The organism is Streptomyces sp. NBC_00873 (assembly GCF_045207415.1).
Lineage (GTDB): Bacteria > Actinomycetota > Actinomycetes > Streptomycetales > Streptomycetaceae > Streptomyces.
This window is the reverse complement of sequence record NZ_CP108803.1, coordinates 1,508,990-1,535,363: the sequence shown is the minus strand read 5'-3', so window position 1 is coordinate 1,535,363 and position 26,374 is coordinate 1,508,990. Positions and strand designations below refer to the sequence as shown.

Genomic DNA, 26,374 nt, shown 5'->3' with positions numbered 1-26,374 from the left:
CCTGGTCGGGGCGGCTTCCAGCGTGTTCCATGGTCATCGGGGGGCGCCCGGACCTGCGGCGGCCCGCGCGAGGGAGCGAGGTTGCCTTGGCCACGACCGTACGACGTGCCGTACTGACTCTGCCCGCCGCACCGCTGGGCCCGGAGAACCCGCTGCCGGCGCTGCGGCCGCTCGACGAGATGCATGTCGTCGACGACCGGGCCCGGGAAGGACTGCCGCGTGACATGGCACGGCAGATCGGCTACGAGCCGCTGGGCACCGTCCTGCCGGTCCGCATCCTCGACGGGTACGGGCGCGAGCGCACGCCCACCGGCCTGGACGCGATCATCATCGAGAACGACCGGCTGCGGGCCACCGTCCTGCCCGGGCTCGGCGGCCGGATCCACTCCCTCCATCACAAGCCGACCGGCCGCGAACTGCTCTACACCAACCCCGTCCTGCAGCCCGCCGACTTCGCGCTCAACGGCGCCTGGTTCTCCGGCGGCATCGAGTGGAACATCGGCGCCACGGGTCACACCACGCTGTCCTGCGCCCCGGTGCATGCCGCCCGTGTCCCTGCCCCCGACGGCGGTGAGATGGTCCGGCTCTGGGAGTGGGAGCGGCTGCGCGACCTGCCGTTCCAGGTGGATCTGTGGCTGCCGGAGGACTCCGGCTTTCTCCATGTCGGTGTACGGATACGCAACCCGCACGAGCACACCGTGCCCGTCTACTGGTGGTCCAACATCGCCGTCCCGGAAGGTGAACGCACCCGGGTCCTGGCCCCTGCCGACGAGGCCTGGCACTTCGGTTACGAGCGGACACTGACCCGGGTCCCCGTCCCGGTGACCGGTTCCGTCGACCGTACGTACCCGCTGCTCAGCGACTTCCCCGCCGACTACTTCTACGAAGTGCCCGACGGCGCCCGCCGCTGGATCGCCTCCCTCGACGCCGAGGGCCAGGGTCTTGTCCAGACCTCCACCGACCTGCTGCGCGGCCGCAAGCTCTTCGTCTGGGGCAACGGGCCCGGCGGACGCCGCTGGCAGCAGTGGCTCACCGAACCCGGCACCGTCGGCTACGCGGAGATCCAGGCCGGTCTGGCCCGCACCCAGCTGGAGCACATCCCGCTCGAACCCGGCGCCGAGTTCAGCTGGCTGGAGTCCTACGGTCCGCTGTCCGCGGACCCCCGGGTCGTGCACGGCGACGACTGGACCGCGGCCCGCGCCGAGACCGAGCAACGGCTGGCCGAGGCGCTGCCGCGGGCCGACGTCGATGCCGCGTACGCGGCCTGGCGTCCGTACGCCGACACAGAGCCCGGCGAGTCCCTCGCCACCGGCTCCGGCTGGGGCGCCCTCGAAGTCCGGCGCGCCGGATACAAGTTCCCCGGCACGCCGTTCGCCGAGTCCACCCTGGGCGAGCAGCAGGCGCCCTGGCTGCACCTGCTCGACCGGGGCGGCTTCCCCGAACCGCGCCGCGTGGCGCCGCCAGGACCGTCGCTGGTCTCCGCGCACTGGCGCGACATGCTGGAGACGGCAGCCGCCGAACCCCTCACCGAGTACCACCTCGGTGTCGCCCAGTGGCACGCCGGCGACCGTGCCCAGGCGGTCCGCAGCTGGGAACGCGGTCTCGCTCTCGCTCCGTCCCGCTGGCCGCTGCTGCGCTGCCTGGCCGTCGCCGCCCAGGAGGGCGGCCAGCGCGACCGGGCCGCCGACCTCTACACCGAGGCGTTCGGTGACCTGTGCGCGGAGTGCCGGGACGACGGCGATGCCTGGACGGCAGCCACCACCGCTCTCGGCCGCGAGACGATCGAGGCGCTGCTGGCGGCCGGGCGGACCGAGGACGCCCGGACGGTCTGGACCGGGTTGCGCCCGGCGATCCAGCAGCGTGGCCGGTTCCGCCTGCTGGAGGCCCGACTCCTGCTGGCCGAGGGCGATCGCGCTGCCGCCCGTGCCGTCTTCGACGAGGGCTTCGAGGTCGCGGACCTGCGGGAGGGGGCGGAGATTCTGGACGAGGTGTGGTCGGCGCTCACCGACGAGCCACTGCCAGATGTATACAACTACCGGATGCGCCCGAAGAGTTGACGGGACACACCGAGGAGAGGAGCGGCGCGTGATCGTCTGGGTGAACGGGGCGTTCGGCAGCGGCAAGACGACACTGGTGGCCGAACTGCACCGGCGGTGGCCCGAGGCCCTCGTCCACGATCCCGAGCAGATCGGTTACGTCCTGCGGGACATCGTGGAGGTACCGAGGGGTAACTTCCAGCATCTGCCGCTGTGGCGAAGGCAGGTTGCCTTGATGGCCATCGGGCTGGTCGAGGAGTACGGGCGGCCCGTCCTGGCCCCGATGACCGTCGTCGATCCGCAGTACGCGGACGAGATCTTCGGCGCCCTGGAAACAGCTGGAGTGACGGTCCATCACTTCTTTCTCGAGGTGCCCGCCGATGTCCTGGAGCAACGGCTCGATGCCCGGGTCGTCGCCCCGGACGACCCCGTACGCGACGAGGCCGCCCGGCGGTGGGGCAAGGCGCAGATCGCGCAGTGCGTGGCCGCGGTCGACACGCTGCGGGCCGGGACGGTGCTCCTGGACGGCGAGCGGCCCACGCGCGAACTGGCGGACAAGGTGCTGACGCACGTGGGCACGGAGCCGCAATAGGGGCGCCGCGACCGGAACCTGCCGGGTCAGACGGGCAGGTTCCGGTCGACGTACTCGAAGACCGAGCCGTCGGGGTGGACGGCGATCAGGTTCCGGCCGACCGGAGTCGGCACCGGGCCCGCGACGATCCGGGCGCCGACCCGGACGAGGGCCTCGTGGGCGTCGTCGACATTCTTCACCGCGATCGTCGCCGTCACCTTGCGCAGGATCTCAAGCTCCGACTCGGGGCCGCTCATCAGCAGAAAGCAGCTGATCGCGGCGACCGAGACCCCGCCGCGCTCGAAGCGCAGCGCCGAACTGGCCGTGAGGTCCTCGTAGAAGGCCACCGCGGCCTCCAGGTCATCGACGCAGATACGCAGCGTGGTTCCCAGAATTTCCATGCGGAACAGGGTAGTTGGCGGGTCGTAGCGATGTGATCGATTCCACCTGCCGGTCCTCGGCGGTGTCAGGCGCGGCAGAGCACCTCGCCGTGCGGGACCATGAACCATGCGTCGTCCTGCTCGCCCCAGGTGTGCCAGGCCGCCGCGATGTCGGTCAGCTGCTCGGCGGTCGCGTGGCCGCCGTCCACGGCCAGCTTCGCGTACACCGAGTCGACCGTGCGGTCCGCCCACAGGCCGCTCCACCAGGCGCGGTTCTCCGGTGTGGCGTAACACCAGGTGGCGGCGGACGGGGTGATGTCGGTGAAGCCGGCCTGCCGGGCCCAGGAGAGCAGTCGTCGGCCCGCGTCCGGCTCGCCGCCGTTGGCGCGGGCCACTCGTCCGTACAGCTCCTGCCACGCGTCCATGACGGGCATGTCCGGGTACCAGGTCATCGCCGCGTAGTCGCTGTCGCGGGCCGCGACGGTGCCGCCGGGACGGCAGACCCGCCGCATCTCGCGCAGTGCCTGTACCGGGTCGCCCACGTGCTGCAGCACCTGGTGGGCGTGCACGACATCGAAGGAGTCGTCGGGGAAGTCCAGGGCGTGTACATCGGCGGTGGTGAACTCGAGGTTGTCCAGGCCGCGTTCGGCGGCGAACTCGGCGGCCTGGTCCAGGATCTCGCGGGTGGTGTCGACGGCGGTCACCCTGCCGGGGGCGACCAGTGCCGCCAGATCCGCGGTGATGGTGCCGGGACCGCAGCCGACGTCCAGTACCGCCATGCCGGGCCGGAGTTCGCCGATCAGATAGGCCGCGGAGTTGGCGGCAGTGCGCCAGCGGTGCGAGCGCAGCACCGACTCGTGGTGGCCGTGGGTGTAGACGGCGGTCTCCTTCGGCATGGCTGTGCGTCCTCTCTCGGAGCGTGATGCGAAGCGCTGAGCGATGCGCCAACCGTACGCCGAGCTGTCGGATGGTGAGACAGTCGTCTTGACATATGGACGCACTTGGCAGTGGCTCACACAGGCATCGGGCAGTAGACCGTCAGCGCCTCCGGCAGCTTGTCGATCAACAACTCTCGCTGACTGTGCGCCACTTCGCCGTCGTATGCGTAAGGCGTTCCCGGGGTCAGGCCGGCGATCCGTACCTTGCGACGCGGTACCGCCGCATGAACGGGGGAGCGGGTCAAGGGGCCCGCGACCGCAGCCGCGAGGAGACGAAGGCCGGGCGTGCCGCCGCCGTGCACCACCCGGACGTCCAGCAGTCCGTCCGCGAGGTTGTGGCGCCGGCCGGGCGCAGGGCCCACCCGCCGGAACAGGCTGTTGCCCACGAACAGCAGCCACAACGGCCGCCGCCTGCCCTGAAGTTCGGCCTCCAGGGGGCGTTCGCCGCGCAGCACGTGGAGCGCCGCCACGACGCCTGCGGGCCAGCCACCGATGCGTGGCGCCCAGCGCTCGCGGGTCCGTACCAGCTCCGGATAGGCGCCCAGACTGAAAGCGTTGAGGAAATAGCCAGGTGCTCCGCCCGGCCCGTCCGGGCCCGGACGGAAGCGGCCCAGGTCCACCCGTACCGCATCGCCCGCGCCCAGCGCGGTGCACACGTCGTCCACTGTCTCGATACCCAGGTCGTAGGCGAAGTGGTTGAGGGTCCCGCCGGGGAACACCGCGAGCGGCACACCGTGCGCGGCGGCGACCGAAGCGGCGGTGTTGACCGTGCCGTCGCCCCCGCAGATCCCGAGCGCACGGCCCTGTCCGGCTGCCTTCTCCAGCTCGTCGGAGAGCTCGCCGGGCGCGCACTCCACCACCTCGGCGAGCGGCAGCGCGTCCCGTACCAGCGAGGCCGTGGCCGTCGCCGAGCCGGACCCCTGATTGACGACGACCACCAGGCCCCGGCCGCCCGGCAGGGCCGGCGCGTGGGCGGGCGGTCTGCCCGGCGCGGGCAGCTGTCCACGCGTCGGCACGACACCGCGCAGCGCGAACGCGGCTCCTGTGCCGAGCGCGGCACCGGCCAGCACATCACTCGGATAGTGGACCCCCGTATAGACGCGGGAGGCGGCGACGGCCAGCGCGAGCGGGGCGACCGCCGCGCCCCAGCCCTTCGATTCGAGGGCGACGCCCGTCGCGAAAGCCGCCGCCGACGCGGCATGCCCGGACGGGAAGGAGGTGGTGAACGGCTGCCGGGTGAGCCGACGTATCACCGGAACGGCGTCCAGTACCGGCCGCTCCCGGCGCACCACGCCTTTCCCCACGGTGTTGATCGCGGCCGAGGCCACGGCCAGCGAGGCCACCCCGCGGAGCGCGGCGCGCCGGGCCCGGGCGCTGCTGCCGAGGGCCGCCATGCCCGCCGCGGCGCCGAACCACAGCAGCCCGTGATCGGCGCTGCGGCTGAGCCGTGGCAGTACGGGGCCGACGCCCGGCCAGTGCCGGCCGGCCACGCTCCGGAAGACGGCGAGATCGCGCCGGTGCAGCCAGCTGCGGAGTCTGGTGGGTGAGGGGACGGAGAATGCGTTGCTCGGTGACGACACGGGAGTGCGGATACCTCTTTCGGCCGGGTCGAAGCAGCAGGCGCGCTCGCGCGCGGCTCTCCGGACGGAGACAGTGGTCACATGCCATCTCACCCTTCCGACCGCGACCTGCTCGACCGCCACTCCGAGGCGCTCCAGCTCTTCACGGACCGGGTGCACGCCGTGCGCGACGACCAGTGGTCCGCGCCGACGCCGTGCACCGAGTGGTCCGTCCGCGATCTGGTCGCCCATCTCACGTCCGAGCAGCTGTGGGTCCCGCCGCTGGTCACGGAAGGGCGTACGGTCGCCGACGTCGGTGACGCCTACGACGGTGACGTGCTGGGCGACGACCCCGTTGCCGTCTGGGACCGTGCGGCGGCAGGGGCGCGCGAGGCGTTCGCGGCACCGGGGGCGTTCAGGCGGACCGTGAACCTGTCGTACGGGGACACCGCCGCCGACGCGTACTGTGCGCAGATGGTGACCGACGCGGTGGTGCACTCCTGGGACCTGGCCCGGGCGATCGGTGCCGACGAGCGGCTGCCGGAGGATCTGGTCGCGTTCACGCGGCGCGAGGTCGGACCGTATGCGAAGGGGCTTTCGCAGACCGGTCTGTTCGCCCCGGCCGTCAGGACCGAGAAGGACGCCGACCCGCAGACCCAGCTGCTCGCACTCCTCGGCCGGCGAGTCTGACAAAGAGGCGGTAAAGGGGGCACATCGGCGTACCGGCAGGGTATCGGACCGGGTCGACGGCATTGCCGTGGCAAGTGCGCAGGCGGTGATCCGCTGGACCGAGCAGCGCGAGGAGGAGTCGGCGGTCCTCCCGGCCGCCGGCGCCGATGCCCTCTCCGGTCGGCTCGGACACCACGCGAGGGGGAAGTGATGCGCGGCCCTCGCCCCGAGGTGGCGGTACGGAAGCACGCCGAGCTCGGTGAGGGCCCCACCTGGGAACCGGCCACCGGACGGCGCACGGGCGACTCTGCCGGGCGGGCGGTGTCGCTCAAACCTCCGTATAAAGGGCCATGGGAGCGAGACGGCACAAGGCAGGGCGGGCCGGAGCCGGACAGGGTGACGGAGCGGCAGCGAAGGGGACCCGGGATGGTGCGGGAGCGGACCGAGCGGGCCGGGCCGGGAGGGGATGCCGGGCGTGCCCCGTGGATCCCTCGGGAGGATCGGGGGCCCGTACGCTACGGGCCGCCCGCCCCCGATCCGGGGCTGCCCGTGCTGCCCGAGCTGGCCCGTGTGCTCGCCGCAGCAGCCGGGCGCAGCGAGCCCGAACCGACCGGTGGCGGCGAACCCCTGCGCGAGGCGGCCGCCGCCTACTGGACCCGGCGCGGGCTGCGCGGCGGACCGGAGTGCATCGCCGCCGCCCCCGGCGCGTCGCCGCTGCTGCTCGCCCTGATCGCCGCGCACGGAGGTGATGTCCTCACGCCGCGCCCCTGTCCCGCCACCTGGATCCCGCAGGCCCGACTGCTCGGCAGGCCCGCCTACCATGTGCCGACCCCGGCCGAGTGCGGTGGCGTGCCCGACCCGTACGCACTGCTGGAGACTGTGCGAAGGGTGCGTGCCGAAGGCGGCCGGCCCCGGCTGCTGCTGATCTCCGTCGTCGACGACCCGACCGCCACCGTCGCCCCACCGGAACTCGTCCGCGAGGCGTGCGAGGCAGCCGTCGCCGAGGGGATGCACATCGTCAGCGACGAGACCTGGCGCGACACCCTCCACCGCCCCCACGACACGGTCCTGCTCAGCCCCGCCGAGATGTGCCCCGACGACGTCACCGTCGTCTGTGATCTGGCCGGGGCGCTGACCCCGTCCGCCTGGCCGGTCGCGGTCGCCAGATTCCCGGACACCGAACGGGCGGCGGTGCGGCACGCCCGTACCCTCGACATCCTCACCGCCCTGGGCGCCCTCGTCGCGGGCCCGGTCGCCGCCGCGGCCGCCCACGCGCTGACCGAACCGGAGGCCGTCACAGCCCGGGTCCGCCGGGCCGCCGCGCTGCAGGCGCAGGTCGCCGCCGCGGCCCACCGGGCGGTGCTCGCCTCGGGCGCGCTGGCCCGGCCTCCGCAGGCGGGCCGCCATCTCTACGCCGACCTGGGGCCGCTCCGGGCCCGGCTGGCCACCCGCGGCGTCACGGACTCCCTGGAACTGGAGGAGTACCTCACCGAACGCCTCGGCGCGCCCACCCCCGGCGGCCACCGCTTCGGGGACGAACTGGGCGCGCTGCGGGTGCGGCTGGGCACCGGACCGTTGCTCGGATCAACCCCGGAGCAGCAGGTGGAGTCCCTCACTGCGGTGGAGCCCCTGAAATTGCCGCATGTCGCCCGAGCGCTGAGCATTTTCGGAACAGCCCTCGACGAACTCCGATGAGGAACCGAACTCCGATGACGTACGCGCCGATGTGCCGACGACGCACCGGCATACGTGAGCGCCGACGTACCGACGACGCCTTCCGGGACGGGAGTCCTTCGATGACGGAACAGACCGAGCGCTCCGATGCCGGGGCCGCGCCTTCGGCCCCCCTCGGGGAGATCTTCTCGCCGCGCCCCCTCGGTGAGGTGAGGGTCTGGCCCGCCGGCTTCGCCGACCGGCTCACCGCCCCGCTCCCAGGTGTCAGGGGCATGTCCAGACTGGCCCGTGAGCGCGCCGTGCGGCCCAACGCGGAGGGGCTGCGCGGCATCCACCAGCTGCCGTACGCCCCCGAACCGCTGCCCGCCACCGACGCGGGCACGACCTCCGTCACCTGGGCCGGGCATGCCAGCTGGATCATCCGGACAGGCGGGCTGACCGTCCTCACCGACCCCGTCTGGTCCCGCCGCATCCTCGGCACACCCGCCAGGATCACGCCCGTCGGTGTCCGCTGGGAGGACCTGCCACCCGTCGACGCGGTCGTCATCAGCCACAACCACTACGACCATCTCGACGCCCCCACCCTGCGCAGGCTGCCGCGCGACACCCCGCTGTTCGTCCCCGCCGGGCTCGGCCAGTGGTGCCGTCGCCGCGGCTTCTCCTGTGTCACCGAGCTCGACTGGTGGGAGTCGGCGGTGCTGCGCGGCGTCCGTTTCGACTTCGTGCCCTCCCACCACTGGTCCAAGCGGACCCTCACCGACACCTGCCGGTCCCTGTGGGGCGGCTGGGTCGTCAACGCCATCGGTGGCGGCGACGGGCCGCGGGTCTACTTCGCCGGGGACAGCGGCTACGGGCACTGGTTCACGGAGATCGGCCGCCGCCACCCCGGGATCGATCTGGCCCTGCTGCCGATCGGGGCGTATGAACCGCGCTGGTGGCTCGGCGACGTGCACACCGACCCGGAAGAGGCCGTGCAGGCGTACGAGGATCTCGGCGCCCGTGCGATGGCGCCGATGCACTGGGCGACGTTCCTGCTCTCCGCGGAGCCCGTGCTCGAACCGCTCACCCGGCTCCGTGCCGCCTGGCAGCGGGCCGGACATCCGCGCGAACACCTGTGGGACCTGCCGATCGGTGGCTCCCGGCTGCTGGACGGGACCCATGCCCCGCAGACACCCCGCACCTCGCAGACGCACCGCACCCCGCACACCCCCCGGGCGCCCCGGGGCATCAGTGGCTGAACCGGGCCCGCATCCTGCGCCACACCGTGGGAGCACCGCTGATCAGCAGCGTCAGACCGACCGCCGCGACCACGCCCTGCCACGGCTCCGGGAACAGCGAACCGCCCAGAATGCCGATCAGCTGATACGTCGCCGCCCACGCCAGACACGCCGGTATGTCCCCACGCGCGAACCTCCGCAGCGGCATGCGCCCCAGCAGACACGCCAGCATCACCGGAATCCGCCCGGCCGGCACCAGCCGCGACAGCACGAGCACCACTGCGCCGTGCTCGTCCAGCTTCTGCTGCGCCTGCGCAAGCCGCTCCGGCGCCGCCCGGTCACTGATCGCCCGCAGCCACTTCGAGCCGTTCTTCGACCGCACCCCGCGCTGCCCCAGCCAGTACAGACAGATGTCCCCGAGGAACGCCGCCGACGACGCCACCCCGAACACCACGAGCAGCGCGAACGGGTCCGTCTGGTGGAACGCCACCACGGCCGCCGAACTCACCAGCGCCCCCGTCGGCACCACCGGCACCAGTGCACCCAGCGCCACCAGCAGGAACAGGGACGGATAGCCGACGGCCTGCTGCGTCGACTCAGGGGGCAGCTGCCCGACGACCTCCGGGATCACCTGGCGGCCTCCGGCCGCACATGCTCGCCGTGGGTCAGCCGGTGCACCGCCACGTCCGGCGCCAGCAGCGCCGCCTGCCGGACGAACTCGTCACCCGGTGAGTGGAACTCGTGCGGCCGGACCCCGTCCATTCCGATCGGCCAGTACGTGCCGTAGTGCACCGGCACGGCCGAGCGCGGCGCCAGCCGGGCCAGCGCCTGCGCGGCCCGGCCCGCGTCCAGATGAGTGTGGCCGAGATACGGGCCCCAGCCGCCGACCGGCAGCAGCGCCACATCCACGGGGCCGACCGCCTCCGCCATTCCGTCGAACAGCCCGGTGTCCCCGGCGAAGTACGTGCGGGCCTCGCCCTCGACGACATAGCCCAGGGCGGGGGAGCGGTGCGGGCCCACCGGGAGCCGCCGGCCGTCGTGCCGCGCGGGGACGGCCCGTACCAGAAGCTCACCGACGCGCACCTCGTCCCCCGCCGCCACCTCGGTGATCCGCAGCCCGGGCACGCGGCGCAGCATCCGCAGCCCCGGTACGGAACGGACGGCGCCAACCGGCACGATCAGCCGGGTGCCGGGGGCGAGACGGGCCAGCGACGGCAGATGCAGGTGGTCGGAGTGCAGATGGGAGACGAGGACGACGTCCGCGACGGTGGCCTCGGGGCCCGGCAGCGCGCCCCGGCGACGACGCAGATGCGCGAAGTGGCGTACGAAGAGGGGGTCGGTCAGGACGCGGACTCCGGAGTCCTCGATGGTGCAGGTGGCATGACCCCACCAGGTGACTTCCACCGGCACCGTCTGTCTCCCGTCCGCCGTGGCTCTCTGTTCGGTCCCTTGAGCGTAGTGCCGAAGCGGGTGGGGGCGGATGCGTCCGGCCGCTGAACCGAAGAGGCGCGCTCAGTCCGTCAGCCCCAGCGCCCCCGCTGCCTGGATCGCCGGCCAGACCTCCGCCGACGCCCCCGCCCCGGGATCCGCCCGGCGCCGGGGGCGCATGTGTGTGCCGGTACGTACTCCTCCCGTCCTGACATGCGCCTTTTTGTACGGGAGTCGGAGCGGTAGGGTCGCCCGTACGCCTAGCACGGGGGGAACGCCCATGGAGGACGTACGGGTGGCGGCCATCGCCAGTCTCACGCCGCTGGAGGAACTCGACAGCGACCCGTTCCTCGTGGACACGCGCAGCCAGCACGCCATGTGCGCCCGCTGGGCCGCCGACAAGGGCTATGTCGTCACGCGGCAGTTGCGGTTCTACGGGCTGCGCCCCGGCCACCACGCCCTGTGGGCGGATGTTGACGACGGCGACGTCGAACTCTTCGTGGCGCCCAACGACCGGGTGCTCGCCCGGGCACTCACCTCGGTGCCGGAGTTCGCCGCGGAGTGCGAGCGGCGAGGCGTACGCCTGGAGTTCGCCGGTTTCGACGAGCCGTCGTACAGCTCCCGTACGAAGGCGAGCGTGCACCGCAGGCTCTCCATGCCGACCGCCGGATACGACGGCTGCTGACCGTCGCCCGTCCCGGGCTCCGTGCCGTGCGAACCTGCTGTGAAAGGCTGGGGCCGGGTCCGGAACGGCAGGGCCCGGACGTGTGAGGTGGGAACGGCGTGGGTAACGGGCGATGGCGTACGGCCGGCAGCGCCCTGATGCGAGTGATCGTGGTGTGGGCCGTCTCGACCCTCACCATGCTGGTGCTCGCCGGGATTCTGCCCGACTTCCAGCTCCAGTCGGACAACGGCGACAGCTTCACCAAGATCGCGTTCACCGCTGCCTGGGGCGCCGGCGCGTTCGGTCTGCTCTCCGCGCTGGTCTGGCCGGTCCTCGTACGGGCGCTGCTCATCGTGCCCGCCCTCGTCCTCGGGCTGCTGGTCTTCTTCCTCAACGGCTCGCTGCTGCTCGTCGCCCTGCGGCTCATACCGGACGGGCGTGGCGCAGCCAACCCGGAGACCGCGGTCGTCGTCGCCGCCGTGATGTCCGCCGTCGCCTCCGCGACCTCCACCGCACTCGCCGTCCGCGACGACAACGCCTACCGTCGCAGGCTCTCCCGCCTCGCCGACCGGCGCCGCCGTCGCAGCGGCACGGACGGCGGCCGCAGCGGACCGCCGGGCACGGTCTTCATCCAGCTCGACGGCGTCGGCCACGACGTCCTCGCGCGGGCCGCCGCGGGCGGTCTGATGCCCACCGTCGCGCACTGGCTCGCCGATGGGTCGGGCCACCGGCTCACCCCGTGGCGCACCGACTGGTCCAGCCAGACCGGCGCCAGCCAGCTGGGCATCCTGCACGGCAGCAACTTCGACATCCCCGCCTTCCGCTGGTACGAGAAGGAGACCGGCGACGTCATGGTCTCCAGCAGACCCGCGAGCGCCATCGAACTGCAGCGCCGCGCCATCGTGCGCACCCGTGACGGCGGGCTGCTCACCCTCGACGGCGCCAGCCGCGGAAACCTCTTCAGCGGCGGCGCCGACCAGCTCGCCCTCGTCCTGTCGATGGCTGCCCGGCGAGGCAAGGGGCGCCGCTCCCGGGCCGGTTACTTCGCGTACTTCTCCGACCCGGCCAACGCCGTCCGTACCGCCCTGTCGTTCGTCGCCGAGGTCGGCCGGGAGATCGGCCAGTCGACCCGGGCGCGGATCCGGAAGGACACACCCCGGATCAAGCGCGGCGGGCTCTACCCCTGTATCCGTGCCTTCGCGACCGTCGTCGAGCGTGATGTGGTGGTCGCGGCGCTCATCGGGGACATGTTCGCCGGACGCACCGCCGTCTACGCCGACCTCGTCGCGTACGACGAAGTGGCGCACCACTCCGGGCCCCACAGCCGCGACGCGGACAAGGTCCTCGCGCGCCTGGACCGTTCCCTCGCCCTGATCGTCAAGGTCGCCGAACACACCCCTCGCCGCTACCGGATCGTGCTGCTCTCCGACCACGGACAGAGCCCGGGGGAGACCTTCGCCGGGGCGTACGGGCTGACGCTCAAGGACCTGGTGCGGGCGGGCTGCGGGCTGCCCGTGCCCCGGCGGGCGCAGCGTACGAAGAGCGGCTCGGAGGCGCGGGACGCGGTAAGGATCGCCCTGCACCGGCCCGTCGAGGAAGGCGAGGCGGAACTCGCCGCGACCCCGTCCGACCCGGTCGTCCTCGCCTCCGGCAATCTCGGCCTGATCTCCTTCCCCGCCATCGACGGGCGCGCGACCCGCGAACAGCTCGACCGCCGCCATCCCGCGCTGCTGAGCACCCTCGCCAACCACCCCGGCATCGGTTTCCTGCTGGTCCGCAGCGAGCTGCACGGATCGGTGGTGCTGGGGCGTGGCGGCGCACAGACACCGGTGTCGGAACTGGCGGACGGGGAAGGCCTGCTGGAGCCGTTCGGCCCGGGCGCGGCGGACGCGGTGCGGCGCACCGACACCTTCCCGCATGTCGCCGATGTGATGGTCAACTCGATGTATGACCCCACCACGGGCTGTGTGCACGCCTTCGAGGAACAGATCGGCTCCCACGGCGGCCTGGGAGGTGAGCAGTCCCGGCCGTTCCTGCTCCACCCGCGCACCATGTCGGAGCCGGTGCCCTCCCGCATATCGGCGGGGCCGGGTGCGGACGGTGCGGAGCTGGTGGGGGCCGAGCAGGTGCATGAGGTGTTGCGGCGCTGGCTGCGGGAGTGTTCCGGACCGCAGGTACCGCTGACTTCGGACGACGCCGATGATTCCGGCGGGGCGGACGGGGCGGACGGGGCGGCGGCCGACTGAGGAGCATTGTCAGTGGTGGACGGCAGGATGGGGTCCATGACGAACTCAGCTGTTGTGCTCGCCGATGCCGCCTCCTACGCCGCCGCGGTCGAAGAAGCGTCGGCGGCCGCCGCCGCGTACTACGCCGCGGGCGAGAGCACGCTCGACGACGACGCGTACGACCGGCTGGTGCGCGGGATCGCCGCATATGAGGAGGAGCACCCGCAGGACGTGCTGGCCGCCTCGCCGACCGGCAAGGTGGCCGGCGGCGCCGCGGGCGGGGACGTACCGCACACGGTGCCGATGCTCTCCCTGGACAACGTGTTCTCCGCCGAGCAGTTCGTCACCTGGACGGCGTCCCTGGAGCGCCGGATCGGCAGACCGGTCGCCGCGTGGAGCGTGGAGCCCAAGCTCGACGGGCTCGCGGTCGCCGCCCGGTACCGGTCGGGCCGCCTGGAGCGCCTGATCACCCGGGGCGACGGCACGGCGGGCGAGGACGTGTCGCATGCGGTCGGCACCGTCGTCGGGCTCCCCGAGCAGCTCGGCGAGCCGGTGACGATAGAGGTCCGCGGCGAGATCCTGATGACGAACGAGCAGTTCGAACAGGCCAACACGGCCCGCACCGAGCACGGCGGCGACCCCTTCGCCAACCCGAGGAACGGCGCGGCGGGCACCCTCCGCGCCAAGGACCGCCCCTACAGGGTCGAGATGACGTTCTTCGCGTACGGCGCCCTGGCGCTCCCCGAGTCCGGCGAGCTGACCGGCACGCCGGCCGGACTCCCGCACAGCGAGGTCCTCAGGTACGTCGCCGGGCTCGGCGTGCACACCGCGGCCGACACGGACGTGGCGCCGCGCACTGTCACCACGGTCGAGGAGGTGCAGGCCCGGGTCGAGGAGATCGCCGCACTGCGCGCCTCGTTGCCGTTCGGCATCGACGGCATCGTGATCAAGGCCGATCTCGCGGCCGACCAGCGCGAGGCCGGTTCGGGCACCCGGGCGCCGCGCTGGGCCATCGCGTACAAGCTCCCGGCCGTCGAGAAGGTCACCCGGCTCCTCGGCGTCGAGTGGAACGTCGGCAGGACCGGCATCATCGCCCCGCGCGCCGTGCTGGAACCCGTCGAGATCGACGGATCGACTGTCAGTTACGCCACACTGCACAACCCCGCCGACATCACCCGCCGCGATCTGCGCCTGGGCGACCGGGTGATGGTCTACAAGGCCGGCGACATCATCCCCCGCATCGAGGCCCCGGTCGCCCATCTGCGGACCGGCGACGAGCAGCCCATCGTCTTCCCCGGGACATGTCCGCAGTGCGGTTCCGCGATCGACACGAGCGAGCAGCGCTGGCGCTGTGTCCGGGGCCGCGACTGCCGCCTCGTCGCCTCCATCTCGTATGCGGCGGGCCGCGACCAGCTCGACATCGAGGGCCTCGGCACGACCCGCGTCGTCCAGCTCGTCGATGCCGGGCTGGTCACCGACTTCGCCGATCTCTTCACGCTCGAACGCGAGCAGCTGCTCGGCCTGGAGCGGATGGGCGAGACGAGCACCGACAACCTCCTGGCCGCCATCGAGACGGCGCGTACCCGCCCGCTCTCCCGGGTCTTCTGCGCCCTGGGCGTACGGGGCACGGGGCGTTCCATGTCGCGGCGGATCGCCCGCTACTTCGCCAGCATGGACCGGATCCGCGCCGCCGACGTCGACACGCTCCAGCAGGTCGACGGCATCGGCAAGGAGAAGGCCGCCGGGGTGGTCGCGGAGCTGGTCGAGCTCGCCCCGCTGATCGAGAAGCTGGTCGCCGCCCGGGTCACCATGGTGGAGCCCGGCGCGACGCCGCCGCCGGAGCCGGGCGGGGAGGGCACGGGCGCGGCTGCCGCCGTCGCGGACGGCGGGACGGTGGCCGAACGGCCGCTGGACGGAATGACCGTGGTCGTCACCGGGGCCATGACCGGGGCGCTGGAGAAGCTCTCCCGGAACCAGATGAACGAGCTGATCGAGCGGGCCGGCGGGAAGTCCTCGTCCAGCGTCTCCAAGCGCACCACGCTGCTCGTCGCCGGAGAGAAGGCCGGGTCCAAGCGCACCAAGGCGGAGGACCTCGGCGTGCGGATCGCCGCACCGGACGAGTTCGCCGAACTGATCGCCGAGTTCCTGCCGTCGGAGGTGTGAGGGGCTCACACGCGGGCGCCCGTCCGCGAGGGTGGACGGGCGCCCGCGCCGAGCCCTTGGATTTTGCCTGAGAGTGGCTTTCTTTGCCTTCTTATTGCATAGTGAGGGCTCGGTCATGCCTCGCTATCGGCGAGCCGAGTGTGTGAACGGCTGCTGCGGCAGGCCGGGGGATGAGGGACGATGCATTCTCCGCACGACGGACGGCGACACGGCCGGTCCGTCCGCAACGGATATCGCGGTGTCACGCGCGGACTCGCCCTCGACCTCGGCAGTTCCCGCACCCGCGCCTGGATCCCCGGACTCGGCATCGTCACCGACGCCGAGTCCACCGACGATCCCGAGGGTGGGCGCGGTCACGGCCGCCCGGTCCGGCGCGGGCGCATCGTCGACCCCGAGTCCTGCGGCCGGATGCTCAGCCGCATCGCCGACACGGCACTGGGTGCCGACCGCAGCGAGACCCTGATCGTCCTCAGCCACCCGGTCCTCGCCGGGCCCGAACACCGCGCCGAGGCGCGGGAGCTCCTCGCCGCACTCGGGCCGACGAGCGTCATCGTGCTGAACAGCGCCAGGGCCGCCGCCGCATACGCCGGGCCGCAGGACGGCGGCCCGCTGCTCGTCGTCGACATCGGCGCCGAGCTGACCGAGGTCACCCTCCTGGTCGACGGAATGGTCCGGGACGCCCGCCAGGCCGAGACCGGACTCAGCGACCTCGGACCCGCCGAGCCGCCCACCGACGTCGTCCGCACCGCACTGGACATGATCATGGAGATGTGGCAGCAGGACCGGCACGGCGCGGTCCTCGGAGCCCTGCGCAAGGGACCGTTGCTCGCCGGAGGCGGTGCCCTGCGCCCCGACATCACCAACCGGATCGCGGTCCGCCTCGGGGTTCCGGTGCGGCTCGCCGACGACCCGGCCACCACGGTGGTCCGCGGCGCGGGGCTGATCCTCAGCTCCGCGCTCCGGCACGCCGCCGCGGCACCGGCCCTGCCCGGCCCGGCGAGGTGACCACATTCCCGGGGCCGCCCCCGGGGAACACACCCCCGAGAGGGCGACCGGACAGCCCGGCACACCGCACGGCGCGCCGAGGGCGCGCGACAGCGGCCCGTCAGGCCCTGATCGTGTTCCTCCTCGTCGTGCTCACCGTCGTCGGCGGCGCGTCCGCGGCCGTCGCGGCCGCCGGAGCCGTAACCCCGCCACGCTCCCTGTCCGGTCCGTCACCCGCCGCCGCGCACACGGCCGTCGTTCCGCCGTCCGCCCAGCACACCGACCGGACCGCCCGCCCCGGCCACCCGCACGACACCCGGCGGTCCCGCACGGCCACGGCGACCGGCCACGACCGCACAGTTCTCCCGGCCGTTCCCCGCCCCTGGGTCGCCACCGACCACATCCGCATCCAGCACCAGCTCCCGCCGCCCGGCCCCGGCGGCGCCCTGCTCCCGGGGGCGCCCGGCATCCTCGTGCCGTTTCCGGCTCGGCAACGGGCCCCGGACACCCGCTCCTTCGCAGCCGACCCCCTCCGCGTGGCGCTTCCCGGCGTACGCGGCCCTCCGAGGACGGACCGTTCCCCCGGCCACCGTTCTGCTCGACAGACCTGACGCCGCGTCCTCGCCGAGGCGAGTGCGGCAGGCGTCCCTCTCGGAGGATTTCCATGACTCGCGCCACCACGGTGCGAGCGGTTCTGGCTGCGGCCGTGCTGCTCGTCTCCGTGCTCATCACGCTGACCATGTCCCCTAGACTCGGCCTCGATCTTCAGGGCGGTACCAGGTTGGTGCTCCAGGCCAAGGACTCCGCCACCACGAAGGCGGACCGGGAGAGCACCGACCGAACCCTTGAGGTGCTCCGCCAGCGCATCGACTCGCTCGGCGTCGCCGAACCGACCCTGACCCGGTCCGGAGAGGACCGGATCATCGTCGAACTGCCCGACGTCCAGGACCCGCGCAAGGCCGCCGAAGTCATCGGCAGGACCGCCCAGCTCAGCTTCCACGCCGTCCAGGGCCCCGGCACGGAACAGGAGAAGGGGAAGGCCGCCGGGCTGACGCTGCCCGACGAGGAGGGCCGCCCTCTCGCCCTCGGCCCGGCCCGGCTCACCGGTGCGGGCGTCAAGGACGCCGGCGCCTCCTTCGACGCCCAGCAGGGCGCCGGCTGGACCGTTGCCCTCGACTTCCACAAGGGCGCGGGCCGGGACTGGACCCGGCTGACCGGCGAAGCCGCCTGTCATCCCGTTCAGGACGATCGGCGGCGGGTCGCGATCGTCCTCGACGACCAGGTGATCTCCTCGCCCCAGGTCGACCCGTCCGTCGGCTGCAACGTCGGCCTTCCGTCCGGCTCCACACAGATCACCGGCTCCTTCGGCGCCGACGAGGCCCGCGATCTGGCGCTGCTGATCAAGGGCGGCGCGCTGCCCGTTCCCATCGAGATCGTCGAACAGCGGACCGTCGGTCCGACGCTCGGCGCCGCCGCCATCGACGCCAGCGCCCAAGCCGCCCTCATCGGCGCCGCCGCCACCGCCCTCTTCATCACGTTCGTCTACCGGCTCTTCGGCGCCCTCGCCGCGGTGGCCCTGGCCGCGTACGGACTCATCTCGTACGCCGCGCTGGTCGCTCTCGGCGTCACCCTCACCCTCCCCGGACTCGCCGGATTCGTCCTCGCCATCGGGATGGCGGTCGACGCGAACGTGCTGGTCTTCGAACGCGCCAGGGAGGAGTACGCGGAACGTCCGGACCGCTCCCTGCGCTCCGCGATGACCGCCGGATTCCGTAACGCCTGGAGCGCGGTCGCCGACTCCAACGTGACCACCCTGATCGCGGCCGGTCTGCTCTTCTTCCTCGGCTCGGGACCGGTCAAGGGCTTCGGAGTCACGCTCGCCATCGGTGTTCTCGCGTCGATGTTCTCGGCACTCGTCATCGCTCGCGCCCTCACCGAGATCGCGTCCAGCTCGCGGTTCGTCAGCGACTACCGGGGCGTCAATGGCATCGCCCGCCCCGGCCGCGTACGGACCTGGCTGGCCCGCCGTGATCCGCAGCTGTTCCGGTCCCCCCGCCGCTGGCTGCTGATCTCCACGGCGCTGATCGCCGTCGCGGTCCTCGGTATCGTCGTACGGGGTGTCAACCTGGGCGTGGAGTTCACCGGCGGCCGGCTCGTCGAGTACTCCACCAGCCGGCCCGTCGACGTGGAGACCGCCCGCACTGCCCTGGCCGGCGCGGGGTTCGGCGACGCCGAGGTCACCACGGCGGGCGCGGGCGACCTCTCCGTACGTACCGGGGACCTCAGCAACGACGATGAGCACGCCCTGCGTGCTGTCCTCGCCGAGGAGGGCGGCGACACCACCAAGGTCCGCGACGAACTCATCGGCCCCAGCCTCGGCGACGAACTGCGGCGCAACGCGCTGATCGCGCTCGCCATCGCCGTCCTCGTGCAACTCGCGTATCTGGCGGTCCGGTTCCGCTGGACGTTCGCCCTGGGATCGGTTGCCGCGCTCGTCCACGACGTCATCATTCTGATCGGCGCGTTCGCCTGGCTCGGCCGCACCGTCGACGGCATCTTCCTGGCCGCACTCCTCACCGTCATCGGCTACTCCGTCAACGACTCGGTGGTCGTCTTCGACCGGGTCCGCGAACTGTGGGCGAAGGCGCGCCGCGTACCCGTGGCGACCGTCGCCAACCGCGCCGTCCTGCAGACCGTCCCCAGAACCGTCAACACCGGCATGGGCGCCCTCTTCATCCTGGCCGCTCTCGCCGTGCTGGGCGGCGACTCCCTCGCGGACTTCGCGCTCGCCCTGCTCATCGGTATCTGCGTCGGCACGTACTCCTCGGTCCTGACCGCCGTACCGGTCGCACTGACCCTGGAGAAGAGCAGCAAGGCCCCGCCGCCCGCTCGCAAGCGGGCCCCAGGGCGCACGTCCGGCGCGGGGACGAAACGCCGGGACCCGCTCGACAACGGGGCGCGCGTGTAACCGCTTAGCGCTCCCGCAGCGTGTGCCGCCCCCGCCCACCGGGGCGGGGGCGGCACACGTCGCGGCGGTCCTGTGTTCCGCACCCCGGTCACGGCACAATCCTGATTCTGTCCCGGTGATTGGAGCGTGCCCATGCGCGTCATGCCGCGTGAGGCATGGGCCACTCCCGTACCGGACATGACGGACCGGCACGGGCCGCTGCCCCCGCTGATGCTCGCCCTGACCGTCGTCACTCCCGACGCCGCCGCTGCTGCCCGCCGTCGCGATCCTGGCCGCGGCGAGTGCGGCGGCCACCGCCCTGGCGCGCACCGACGCACCGTGGCCCCGCCCCCTCGCCGAGAAGTGATGCACCGGACGCGGACCGTCAGGACGGGAGCGACCTCAGATACGCGGCGGTCTCCTGATCGGCGGGCAGAAACGTCTCGATCGCCAATTCGGCCACCGTCACATCCATCGGCGTATTGAACGTCGCGATGGAGGCGACGAACGAGAGCACCCGCCCGTCGTGCTCGACCACCATCGGCAGCGCGAACGACAGTGCCGACGGCGGTCCAGCCGACTCGTCCTGCCCGTCGGTGCTCTCCGGTACGGGATAAGCGGCGACCTCCTCGTACAGCTCACGCAGCTCCGCCGAACGGGCCAGCGCGATCTGACGTTCCATCTGCGCCAGCAGGTCGGCCCGCCACTCCCGCAGATTACGGATCCGCGGAGCCAGACCCTCCGGGTGAAGGGTGAGCCGCATGGCGTTGAGCGGAGGTGCGAGCAGGTGCTCGGCCACCCCCTCCAGCATCATGGCGATACCCCGATTGGCGGCCACCACGTTGTACGTCCCGTCGACGACGAGCGCCGGATACGGGTCGTACCCCTGCAGCAGCTGCTCCATGGCCTCGCGCAGCGCGCCCATCGCGGGATCGTCGAGCGCGGTCTCCGCGTAACGGGGCGCATAACCGGCCACCACCAGCAGGGCATTGCGTTCCCTGACCGGCACATCGAGATGCTCGGCCAACCGGATGACCATCTCCTCGCTGGGGCGCGAACGGCCCGTCTCGATGAAGGAGATGTGGCGGGCCGAGGAGTCCGCGCGCAGTGCCAGCTCCAGCTGGCTCAGTCGGCGCTGCTCCCGCCAACTGCGCAGCAGTGGCCCTACCCCTGTGTCAAGCACGACAGTTGTCATACGGAGACCGTAACGTCACCGGCACGGCCCATCGACAACCGACCTCGTGAGGGAGCCGCACCATGCCCGCCGAACCGCTGTCACAGAAAGAGATCGAGGACCGGCTGCGCGAGCTGCCCGGCTGGGCGCTGGAGGGAGACCGGATCACCCGCAGATACCGGTTCCGCTCGCACTTCGCCGCCGCCGGACTCACCATCCATGTCGCGCAGATCCAGGAGGAGCTGAACCACCACTCCGATCTGACGCTCGGCTACAACACCGTCTCCCTGTCGGTGAACACGCACGATGCGGGCGGGGTGGTCACCGAGAACGACCTGGAACTTGCCGCGCGTGTGGAGGCGATCGCCGCGGGGCACGGCGCGGCGTGACGGAGCGGGGGCGCCGCGCTCGTCGGGGCGCCGCGCCGGACCGAACGGTGCCACCCCGAGGACCCGGTTGATGCGCCTGGGCATGACCGATTTCCTTCGACGGTCCTGGGGACGGGAGGTGGGGGAGGCTGCCGGTGGCCAGGTTGCCACCGGCGGCGTCTCATTCTTGATCAACTACCGACGCGCGTAACCAACCTCATGGCCGAGTACACCTAGGCAGCCGGAGTCGAACTCTGCCCGCGCCTTACAGGCGGCGTGCGGCGCACGGGAGATCCTCCTGGGCCGACGCTACCGCCGTACGCGGCGCGCCGCCTGTTCGCGAGGAGGTTGTCCGTCCACAGCGGACGATGAAGGGAAAGGCGGAGTACCCACTCCTTTCCACTCTCAATGTATAGCGCACTGGGGGCCTTGCGGCAAGACCCGGGTCATGCCGCAGAATCGTCGGCCGAGGCCAGAACCTGCGGAAATGGGAGATTCACGAAGTGCGTGTGTTGTTGGCGACGTATGGGTCGCGCGAGGACGTCGAACCGCTGGGAGGACTCGCGGTGCACCAGGTTCCTCACGCAGGTCCAGACAGCTTGCTGTGCCCAATGGTTGCCATCGACCTCAGATCGGAGCTGATGCTGTGAACCCCCTGACCACCAGCGCGTTTGACCTTCCCGACCACCTCTCCCCCAAGGCCGACCCGGCGCTGATCGCCGACGACGAGCAGCACTTCGCGGCCATCGCGGAGTGCCTCGAGCAGTCGATCGCCGACCTGTCCGACCGTCTCGATGCCGAGCGCAAGGCGCCCGGCGGCGCCGGCCGGCAGGCGATGGACCGGGACACGGAGATCCACCGGCTGACCGCTCGCCTGCGCGCACTGCGTCGCTTCGGTTTGGACCTGTGCCTCGGACACATGGTCAGCGCAGACAACCCCGAGCCCGTGCACGTCGGACGACTTGGGCTTACGGACAGTGCGGGTCGCCGGCTGCTGCTCGACTGGCGCTCCCCCGCGGCTGAGCCGTTCTTCGGAGCCACCCACGCCAACCCGATGGGTCTGGCGAGCCGCCGCAGGTATCGCTGGACCCGCAGCCGGATCAGCGACTACTGGGACGAGGTGTTCACCCCGGACGGGCTTGTCGGGCACGCCGCGCTGGACGACCAGTCCGCTTTCATCGCCAGCCTGGGCAGCAACCGGTCGACACGGATGCGAGACGTGCTCGGCACCATCCAGGCCGACCAGGACACCATCATCCGCGCGGGATCCCGCGGCGCTCTCGTCGTCGACGGCGGCCCGGGTACGGGGAAGACCGTCGTCGCTCTGCACCGCTCCGCCTACCTCCTCTACTCCGACCCTCGCCTGGGTCACCGCCGGGGCGGCGTGCTGTTCGTCGGTCCGCACCAGCCCTACCTGGGCTACGTCGCCGACGTCCTCCCCAGCCTCGGAGAGGAGGGCGTGCAGACCTGCACTCTGCGGGACCTCGTCGCCGAGGGAGCCGTAGCAGCGATCGAGGCCGACCCGAATGTGGCCCTCCTGAAGTCGTCCGCGAACCTGGTGAAGGCGATCGAGACGGCCGTCAGGTTCTACGAGGAGCCGCCCACCACGGGGATGACCGTCACAACCCACTGGTCCGACATCTGGCTGAGCGCCGACGACTGGGCCGTGGCGTTCGAAGCAGCAGAACCCGGTACTCCGCACAACGAGGCGCGCGACCAGATCTGGGAGGAGCTGCTCACAATCCTGGTGGACAAGCACGACGGCGACGTCTCGGCTGACCTGCTCCGCAAGTCGCTGCTGCGGAACAGGGAGCTGCTTGCGGCCTTCGACCGCGCGTGGCCGCTGCTCGAAGCGGCTGACCTCGTCGGAGACCTGTGGTCGGTCCCGGCCTACCTGCGGAAGTGCGCTCCCTGGCTCAGCCCCGAGGACGTGTCGCAGCTGCAGCGCGGGGACGCCCAGGCCTGGACGGTGTCCGACCTGCCGCTCCTGGACGCAGCACGCCAGCGGCTCGGCGACCCGGAGGCGGCGCGACGTAAGCGTCGGCATAGCGCCTCTGTCGCCGCCGAACGCGAGCACATGGCCAAGGTCGTCGACGCCTTGCTCGAGGCCGATGACGACGGAGAAGGTGTGATGACGATGCTGCGCGGACAGGACCTGCAGGACGCCCTGGTCGACGAGACCGCGCCGCCCACCACCGAACCGGACCTGCTCGCCGGCCCGTTCGCGCACATCGTGGTGGACGAGGCTCAGGAGCTGACCGACGCAGAGTGGCAGATGTTGCTGCTCCGGTGCCCGTCCCGGAGCTTCACCATCGTCGGGGATCGAGCCCAGGCCAGGCACGGGTTCACCGAGTCGTGGCAGGAACGGCTCGAGCGGATCGGGCTCGACCGGATCAACCTGGCCTCCCTGAGCATCAACTACCGGACGCCGGAAGAAATCATGGCGGAAGCCGAGCCGGTCATCCGGGCCGTGCTCCCCGACGCCAACGTGCCGACCTCCGTCCGCAGCAGCGAAGTTCCCGTCGTACACGGATCTGTTGCGGATCTGAGCTCGATCCTCGGCACCTGGCTTGCCGCACATGCCGACGGGATCGCTTGCGTCATCGGCGATCCCACATTCCGGACGACGTCCCGCGTCCGGTCGCTGACACCGGAGCTGTCGAAGGGGCTTGAGTTCGACCTGGTCGTCCTCATCGACCCAGAGGCGTTCGGCAAGGGCATCGAAGGAGCGGTCGACCGCTATGTCGCGATGACCCGAGCGACCCAGCAACTCGTCATCCTCACGAGCTCCTGACGTCGGCCGGACGAACGCCCGCTCGCGGCCGAGTCGGTGGCGTTCCTGGACGCCGGCACACCACCGGTGCACATGGGCTTCGGCAGCATGCGCGTCCCGAAGGGCAACGCCCGGGTGACCGTCGAGGCGATCCGCGCGCAGGGCTGCCGAGCACCGGTCTTCCGCGGCTGGGCCGACCTTGCTTTCTGCCCAGCGATGCCGGGCGGTTGTCCTACAGTCGTCCTCATGCTGGATTACGACGCTGAGGCAGCTGCATACGACGCGACGCGTGGCGGCGTGCCCCGGGCCGAGGCGGCGGCCCGCGCGCTGCTCGGGCTGGTCCCGGAGTCCGTCCGCACGCTGCTGGACATCGGCTGCGGTACGGGACTGGTCACCGAGCGGATGGTGCTGGCCCGGCCCGCACTGCGGGTGCTGGGCACCGATGACTCGTACGGCATGGCGCGGTTCGCGCGGCAGCGGATCGGCGCCGTGGCGCTGGCCGACGCGCGGCGGCTGCCGCTGCCCGCCGCCGCGGTCGACGCCGTGGGCACTGTCTGGCTGCTGCATCTGTTGCGGGGGGCGGGTGACGTGCGGGCGGTGGTGTCCGAGGCGGCACGGGTGCTGCGGCCCGGCGGAGTGTTCGTCACCACGGTCGACAAGGACGCGGCGCACGACGTGGGCAGCGACATCGACGAGCTGTTCGCCCCGTACCTGCGCCCCAGCCCGTCCGACCCCGAGGAGCTGGTCGTCGCGTACGGGGCGGAGGCCGGGCTCGATGTGGTGGGGGAGAACCGATTCCTCGGACACGGGCAGGGGCGGACGCCGCAGAGTGCCGCGCGTGCTGTGCGTGCCGGCTACTTCGTCTCGCGTCTGGAGCTGCCGGGGACGGCGGCCGACGAGCTGGCGGCGGCTCTGCTGGCGCTGCCCGAGCCGGACCGGCCGCGCCGTGAGCCGGAGTACAGGCTGCTGGCGTTCCGGCGCAGGGGCTGAAGCCGGCGGAATCGGGGAGTCTCGGGGCTGCATCGCAGGTGGGAGGGGGCCACAGGGCCTTGTCCTTCGCCTTCAGCGCCGCCTTCAAGCGCGGCCGCGGCGTCAGCCCCCATGAGTACCGGAGCGGCCGCGGCTTGCCGAACCGGCAACAAAGGTCGCCACACGCCTGACGTCCGGAGAGGCTTGTCCGCATGACGAAGCACGCCGATCACGGCCCTCATCACGACAGCACGCACGGCCGGCACGACCACACCGGGCACGGTCACCGCCACGACACCACCGACTTCGACTGGGACGTCATGGGTCCGCTGCTGGAGCAGAACGGGGAGCTCAGCAGCGCCCAGTACGCGGCGGCGGCCCACTGGATCGCCGGACTGCCCACCGCCCCGCAGGTGCGCAGGGTCCTCGACATCGGCAGCGGCCCCGGCGTGATCTCCTGCCTGCTCGCCGAGGAGTTCCCCGAAGCCGAAGTCGTCGCCGTGGACGGCACCCCGGCGCTCCTGGAGCGCACCCGGGCCCGCGCCCAACGCCTCGGACTCGGCGATCGCGTCCGTACCCTGCACGCCGAAATCCCCGACGACCTGGCCAAGTTGGGAGAGGCGGACCTGATCTGGGCGGGTAACGCCCTGCACCACATGGGAGACCAGCGCGCCGTCCTCGCCGGCTTCGCCGGACTGCTGCGTCCCGGCGGGACCGTCGCCCTCGTCGAGGGCGGGCTGTCGCCCCGTCAGCTTCCGCGCGACATCGGTATCGGCCGGCCCGGTCTGGAGGCCAGGCTCGACGCGATCACCGCGGAGTGGTTCGAGGAGATGCGGGCGGCGCTCCCGGACGCCAAGCGGGAGATCGAGGACTGGAGCGCCCTGTTCACCGCGGTGGGGCTGGCCCCGCAGGGCACCCGCAGTTTCCTGCTCGACCTGCCCGCACCCGTCTCCGGCCGGGCGCGCGACCATGTCATCGCCGAATTCGCCCGCCGCCGCGAGATGTTCGCCGGGGAAATCGCCGCCGACGACCTCGCCACCCTCGACCGGCTGCTCGACCCCGAGGACCCGGCCGGACTGCACCACCGCCCCGACGTCTTCCTGCTGACGGCGCGCACGGTCCACCTGGCCCGACGCGCCTAAGGGATGCTCGGCACCGGCTCCAACTGCCACCACTGGCCGGGGGAGTCGGTGTCCTCCCACTGCTGCACATCGGCGCCGTCCGCCGTGGAGCCGTCGGCCACTTCCAGGACGAGTCCGCTGATGAAACTGACCAGCGTCACAGTGCCCGGCGCATCCAGGTGCTGTTCGATCAGCCACTCCTGGGCGCCGTAGTTGTTGGCCTTCCACTGCTGGATGTTGGCGCCGTTCTCCGTGGAGGCATTGGCGACGTCCAGTCGCTTGCCGCTGTGCGCATTGGTCAGGTGGTACAGCGCGGCGCCGTCGTGCACGGGGGAGAGCTGCCAGTGCTGGCCGCTCGCCCCCTCCTGCTTCTCCGGGCCCTGCTGCACCTTGGCGCCGCTGCCCCTGGCCGAGCCGTACACCTCCAGCAGCAGTTTGCTGCCCACATTGCGCAGCCGGTACAGACCCGGTGCGACGACGGGTGCGGCGTCCGCGCTCATGACGGTGTCTCCTC

At 72.0% G+C, this 26,374-nt stretch carries 23 protein-coding genes; 16 read left to right on the top strand and 7 right to left on the bottom strand.

From position 1 onward, the window contains the following. Positions 1-86 precede the first annotated feature (86 nt). Together OH809_RS07170 and OH809_RS07165 are read left to right on the top strand one after the other, a co-directional pair. Entirely contained in the window at positions 87-2,057 is a 1,971-nt protein-coding gene (locus OH809_RS07170; protein WP_406423181.1) for a DUF5107 domain-containing protein, read from the top strand. A 28-nt stretch (positions 2,058-2,085) separates the two neighbouring features. Further along, on the top strand, positions 2,086-2,628 hold the full coding sequence (locus OH809_RS07165; RefSeq protein ID WP_406423182.1) for an AAA family ATPase: 543 nt from the start codon (positions 2,086-2,088) through the stop codon (positions 2,626-2,628). Positions 2,629-2,654: 26 nt separating this feature from the next. Here the strand turns inward: OH809_RS07165 and OH809_RS07160 are convergent, their stop codons facing one another. The 3 genes from OH809_RS07160 to OH809_RS07150 all read right to left on the bottom strand — a co-directional run bounded on the left by OH809_RS07160 (position 2,655) and on the right by OH809_RS07150 (position 5,505). Beyond that, a complete protein-coding gene (locus OH809_RS07160; protein ID WP_393305398.1) occupies positions 2,655-3,008 on the bottom strand; it encodes a VOC family protein in 354 nt (117 codons plus the stop codon). A gap of 65 nt (positions 3,009-3,073) precedes the next feature. Then, entirely contained in the window at positions 3,074-3,883 is an 810-nt protein-coding gene (locus tag OH809_RS07155) for a methyltransferase domain-containing protein (RefSeq protein ID WP_406423183.1), read from the bottom strand. A gap of 116 nt (positions 3,884-3,999) precedes the next feature. Next, positions 4,000-5,505, bottom strand: a complete 1,506-nt coding sequence (locus tag OH809_RS07150; protein WP_406423184.1) for a bifunctional phosphatase PAP2/diacylglycerol kinase family protein — start codon at positions 5,503-5,505, stop codon at positions 4,000-4,002. A gap of 81 nt (positions 5,506-5,586) precedes the next feature. Between OH809_RS07150 and OH809_RS07145 the strand changes: the two genes are divergently transcribed. The 4 genes from OH809_RS07145 to OH809_RS07130 all read left to right on the top strand — a co-directional run bounded on the left by OH809_RS07145 (position 5,587) and on the right by OH809_RS07130 (position 9,065). Next, positions 5,587-6,174, top strand: a complete 588-nt coding sequence (locus OH809_RS07145) for a TIGR03086 family metal-binding protein (protein WP_406423185.1) — start codon at positions 5,587-5,589, stop codon at positions 6,172-6,174. A 67-nt stretch (positions 6,175-6,241) separates the two neighbouring features. Further along, on the top strand, positions 6,242-6,364 hold the full coding sequence (locus OH809_RS07140; protein WP_406423186.1) for a hypothetical protein: 123 nt from the start codon (positions 6,242-6,244) through the stop codon (positions 6,362-6,364). A gap of 215 nt (positions 6,365-6,579) precedes the next feature. Continuing rightward, positions 6,580-7,848: an aminotransferase class I/II-fold pyridoxal phosphate-dependent enzyme gene (locus tag OH809_RS07135; protein ID WP_406423187.1), complete on the top strand. Its 1,269-nt coding sequence runs from the start codon at positions 6,580-6,582 to the stop codon at positions 7,846-7,848. Positions 7,849-7,949: 101 nt separating this feature from the next. After that, on the top strand, positions 7,950-9,065 hold the full coding sequence (locus OH809_RS07130) for an MBL fold metallo-hydrolase (protein ID WP_406423188.1): 1,116 nt from the start codon (positions 7,950-7,952) through the stop codon (positions 9,063-9,065). On the opposite strand, the gene OH809_RS07125 is transcribed toward OH809_RS07130, so the two are convergent. Continuing rightward, complete coding sequence (locus OH809_RS07125; RefSeq protein ID WP_406423189.1) at positions 9,055-9,675, bottom strand: DedA family protein; 621 nt, start codon at positions 9,673-9,675, stop codon at positions 9,055-9,057. The genes OH809_RS07130 and OH809_RS07125 overlap by 11 nt on opposite strands. Beyond that, entirely contained in the window at positions 9,672-10,454 is a 783-nt protein-coding gene (locus tag OH809_RS07120; protein ID WP_406423190.1) for an MBL fold metallo-hydrolase, read from the bottom strand. The genes OH809_RS07125 and OH809_RS07120 overlap by 4 nt, the downstream gene beginning before the upstream one ends. 298 nt (positions 10,455-10,752) lie before the next feature. Between OH809_RS07120 and OH809_RS07115 the strand changes: the two genes are divergently transcribed. The 6 genes from OH809_RS07115 (at position 10,753) to secD (ending at position 19,476) form a co-directional block, all read left to right on the top strand. Continuing rightward, complete coding sequence (locus OH809_RS07115; protein ID WP_406423191.1) at positions 10,753-11,157, top strand: hypothetical protein; 405 nt, start codon at positions 10,753-10,755, stop codon at positions 11,155-11,157. Positions 11,158-11,255: 98 nt separating this feature from the next. After that, entirely contained in the window at positions 11,256-13,382 is a 2,127-nt protein-coding gene (locus OH809_RS07110) for a phage holin family protein (RefSeq protein ID WP_406423192.1), read from the top strand. A gap of 27 nt (positions 13,383-13,409) precedes the next feature. Continuing rightward, a complete protein-coding gene (gene ligA / locus OH809_RS07105) occupies positions 13,410-15,524 on the top strand; it encodes an NAD-dependent DNA ligase LigA (RefSeq protein WP_406425327.1) in 2,115 nt (704 codons plus the stop codon). Between the two features lie 180 nt (positions 15,525-15,704). Next, positions 15,705-16,529 (top strand): rod shape-determining protein, encoded by an 825-nt coding sequence (locus OH809_RS07100; protein WP_406423193.1) that lies wholly within the window; start codon positions 15,705-15,707, stop codon positions 16,527-16,529. Positions 16,530-16,642: 113 nt separating this feature from the next. Then, positions 16,643-17,119 (top strand): hypothetical protein, encoded by a 477-nt coding sequence (locus OH809_RS07095; protein WP_406423194.1) that lies wholly within the window; start codon positions 16,643-16,645, stop codon positions 17,117-17,119. Positions 17,120-17,172: 53 nt separating this feature from the next. Next, positions 17,173-19,476: a protein translocase subunit SecD gene (secD, locus tag OH809_RS07090; protein ID WP_406423195.1), complete on the top strand. Its 2,304-nt coding sequence runs from the start codon at positions 17,173-17,175 to the stop codon at positions 19,474-19,476. 364 nt (positions 19,477-19,840) lie between these two features. Here secD and OH809_RS07085 read toward each other — a convergent pair whose 3' ends face one another. Then, positions 19,841-20,650 (bottom strand): helix-turn-helix domain-containing protein, encoded by an 810-nt coding sequence (locus tag OH809_RS07085; protein WP_406423196.1) that lies wholly within the window; start codon positions 20,648-20,650, stop codon positions 19,841-19,843. A gap of 62 nt (positions 20,651-20,712) precedes the next feature. Between OH809_RS07085 and OH809_RS07080 the strand changes: the two genes are divergently transcribed. The 4 genes from OH809_RS07080 to OH809_RS07065 all read left to right on the top strand — a co-directional run bounded on the left by OH809_RS07080 (position 20,713) and on the right by OH809_RS07065 (position 25,881). Then, a complete protein-coding gene (locus OH809_RS07080) occupies positions 20,713-21,018 on the top strand; it encodes a 4a-hydroxytetrahydrobiopterin dehydratase (RefSeq protein ID WP_406423197.1) in 306 nt (101 codons plus the stop codon). A 625-nt stretch (positions 21,019-21,643) separates the two neighbouring features. After that, entirely contained in the window at positions 21,644-23,791 is a 2,148-nt protein-coding gene (gene helR, locus OH809_RS07075; RefSeq protein ID WP_406423198.1) for an RNA polymerase recycling motor ATPase HelR, read from the top strand. 225 nt (positions 23,792-24,016) lie between these two features. After that, complete coding sequence (locus tag OH809_RS07070) at positions 24,017-24,760, top strand: class I SAM-dependent methyltransferase (protein ID WP_406423199.1); 744 nt, start codon at positions 24,017-24,019, stop codon at positions 24,758-24,760. Between the two features lie 191 nt (positions 24,761-24,951). After that, positions 24,952-25,881: a class I SAM-dependent methyltransferase gene (locus OH809_RS07065; protein WP_406423200.1), complete on the top strand. Its 930-nt coding sequence runs from the start codon at positions 24,952-24,954 to the stop codon at positions 25,879-25,881. On the opposite strand, the gene OH809_RS07060 is transcribed toward OH809_RS07065, so the two are convergent. Then, positions 25,878-26,360, bottom strand: coding sequence for an RICIN domain-containing protein (locus OH809_RS07060; protein ID WP_406423201.1), 483 nt, complete (start codon positions 26,358-26,360; stop codon positions 25,878-25,880). The genes OH809_RS07065 and OH809_RS07060 overlap by 4 nt on opposite strands. Between the last annotated feature and the right edge of the window lie 14 nt (positions 26,361-26,374).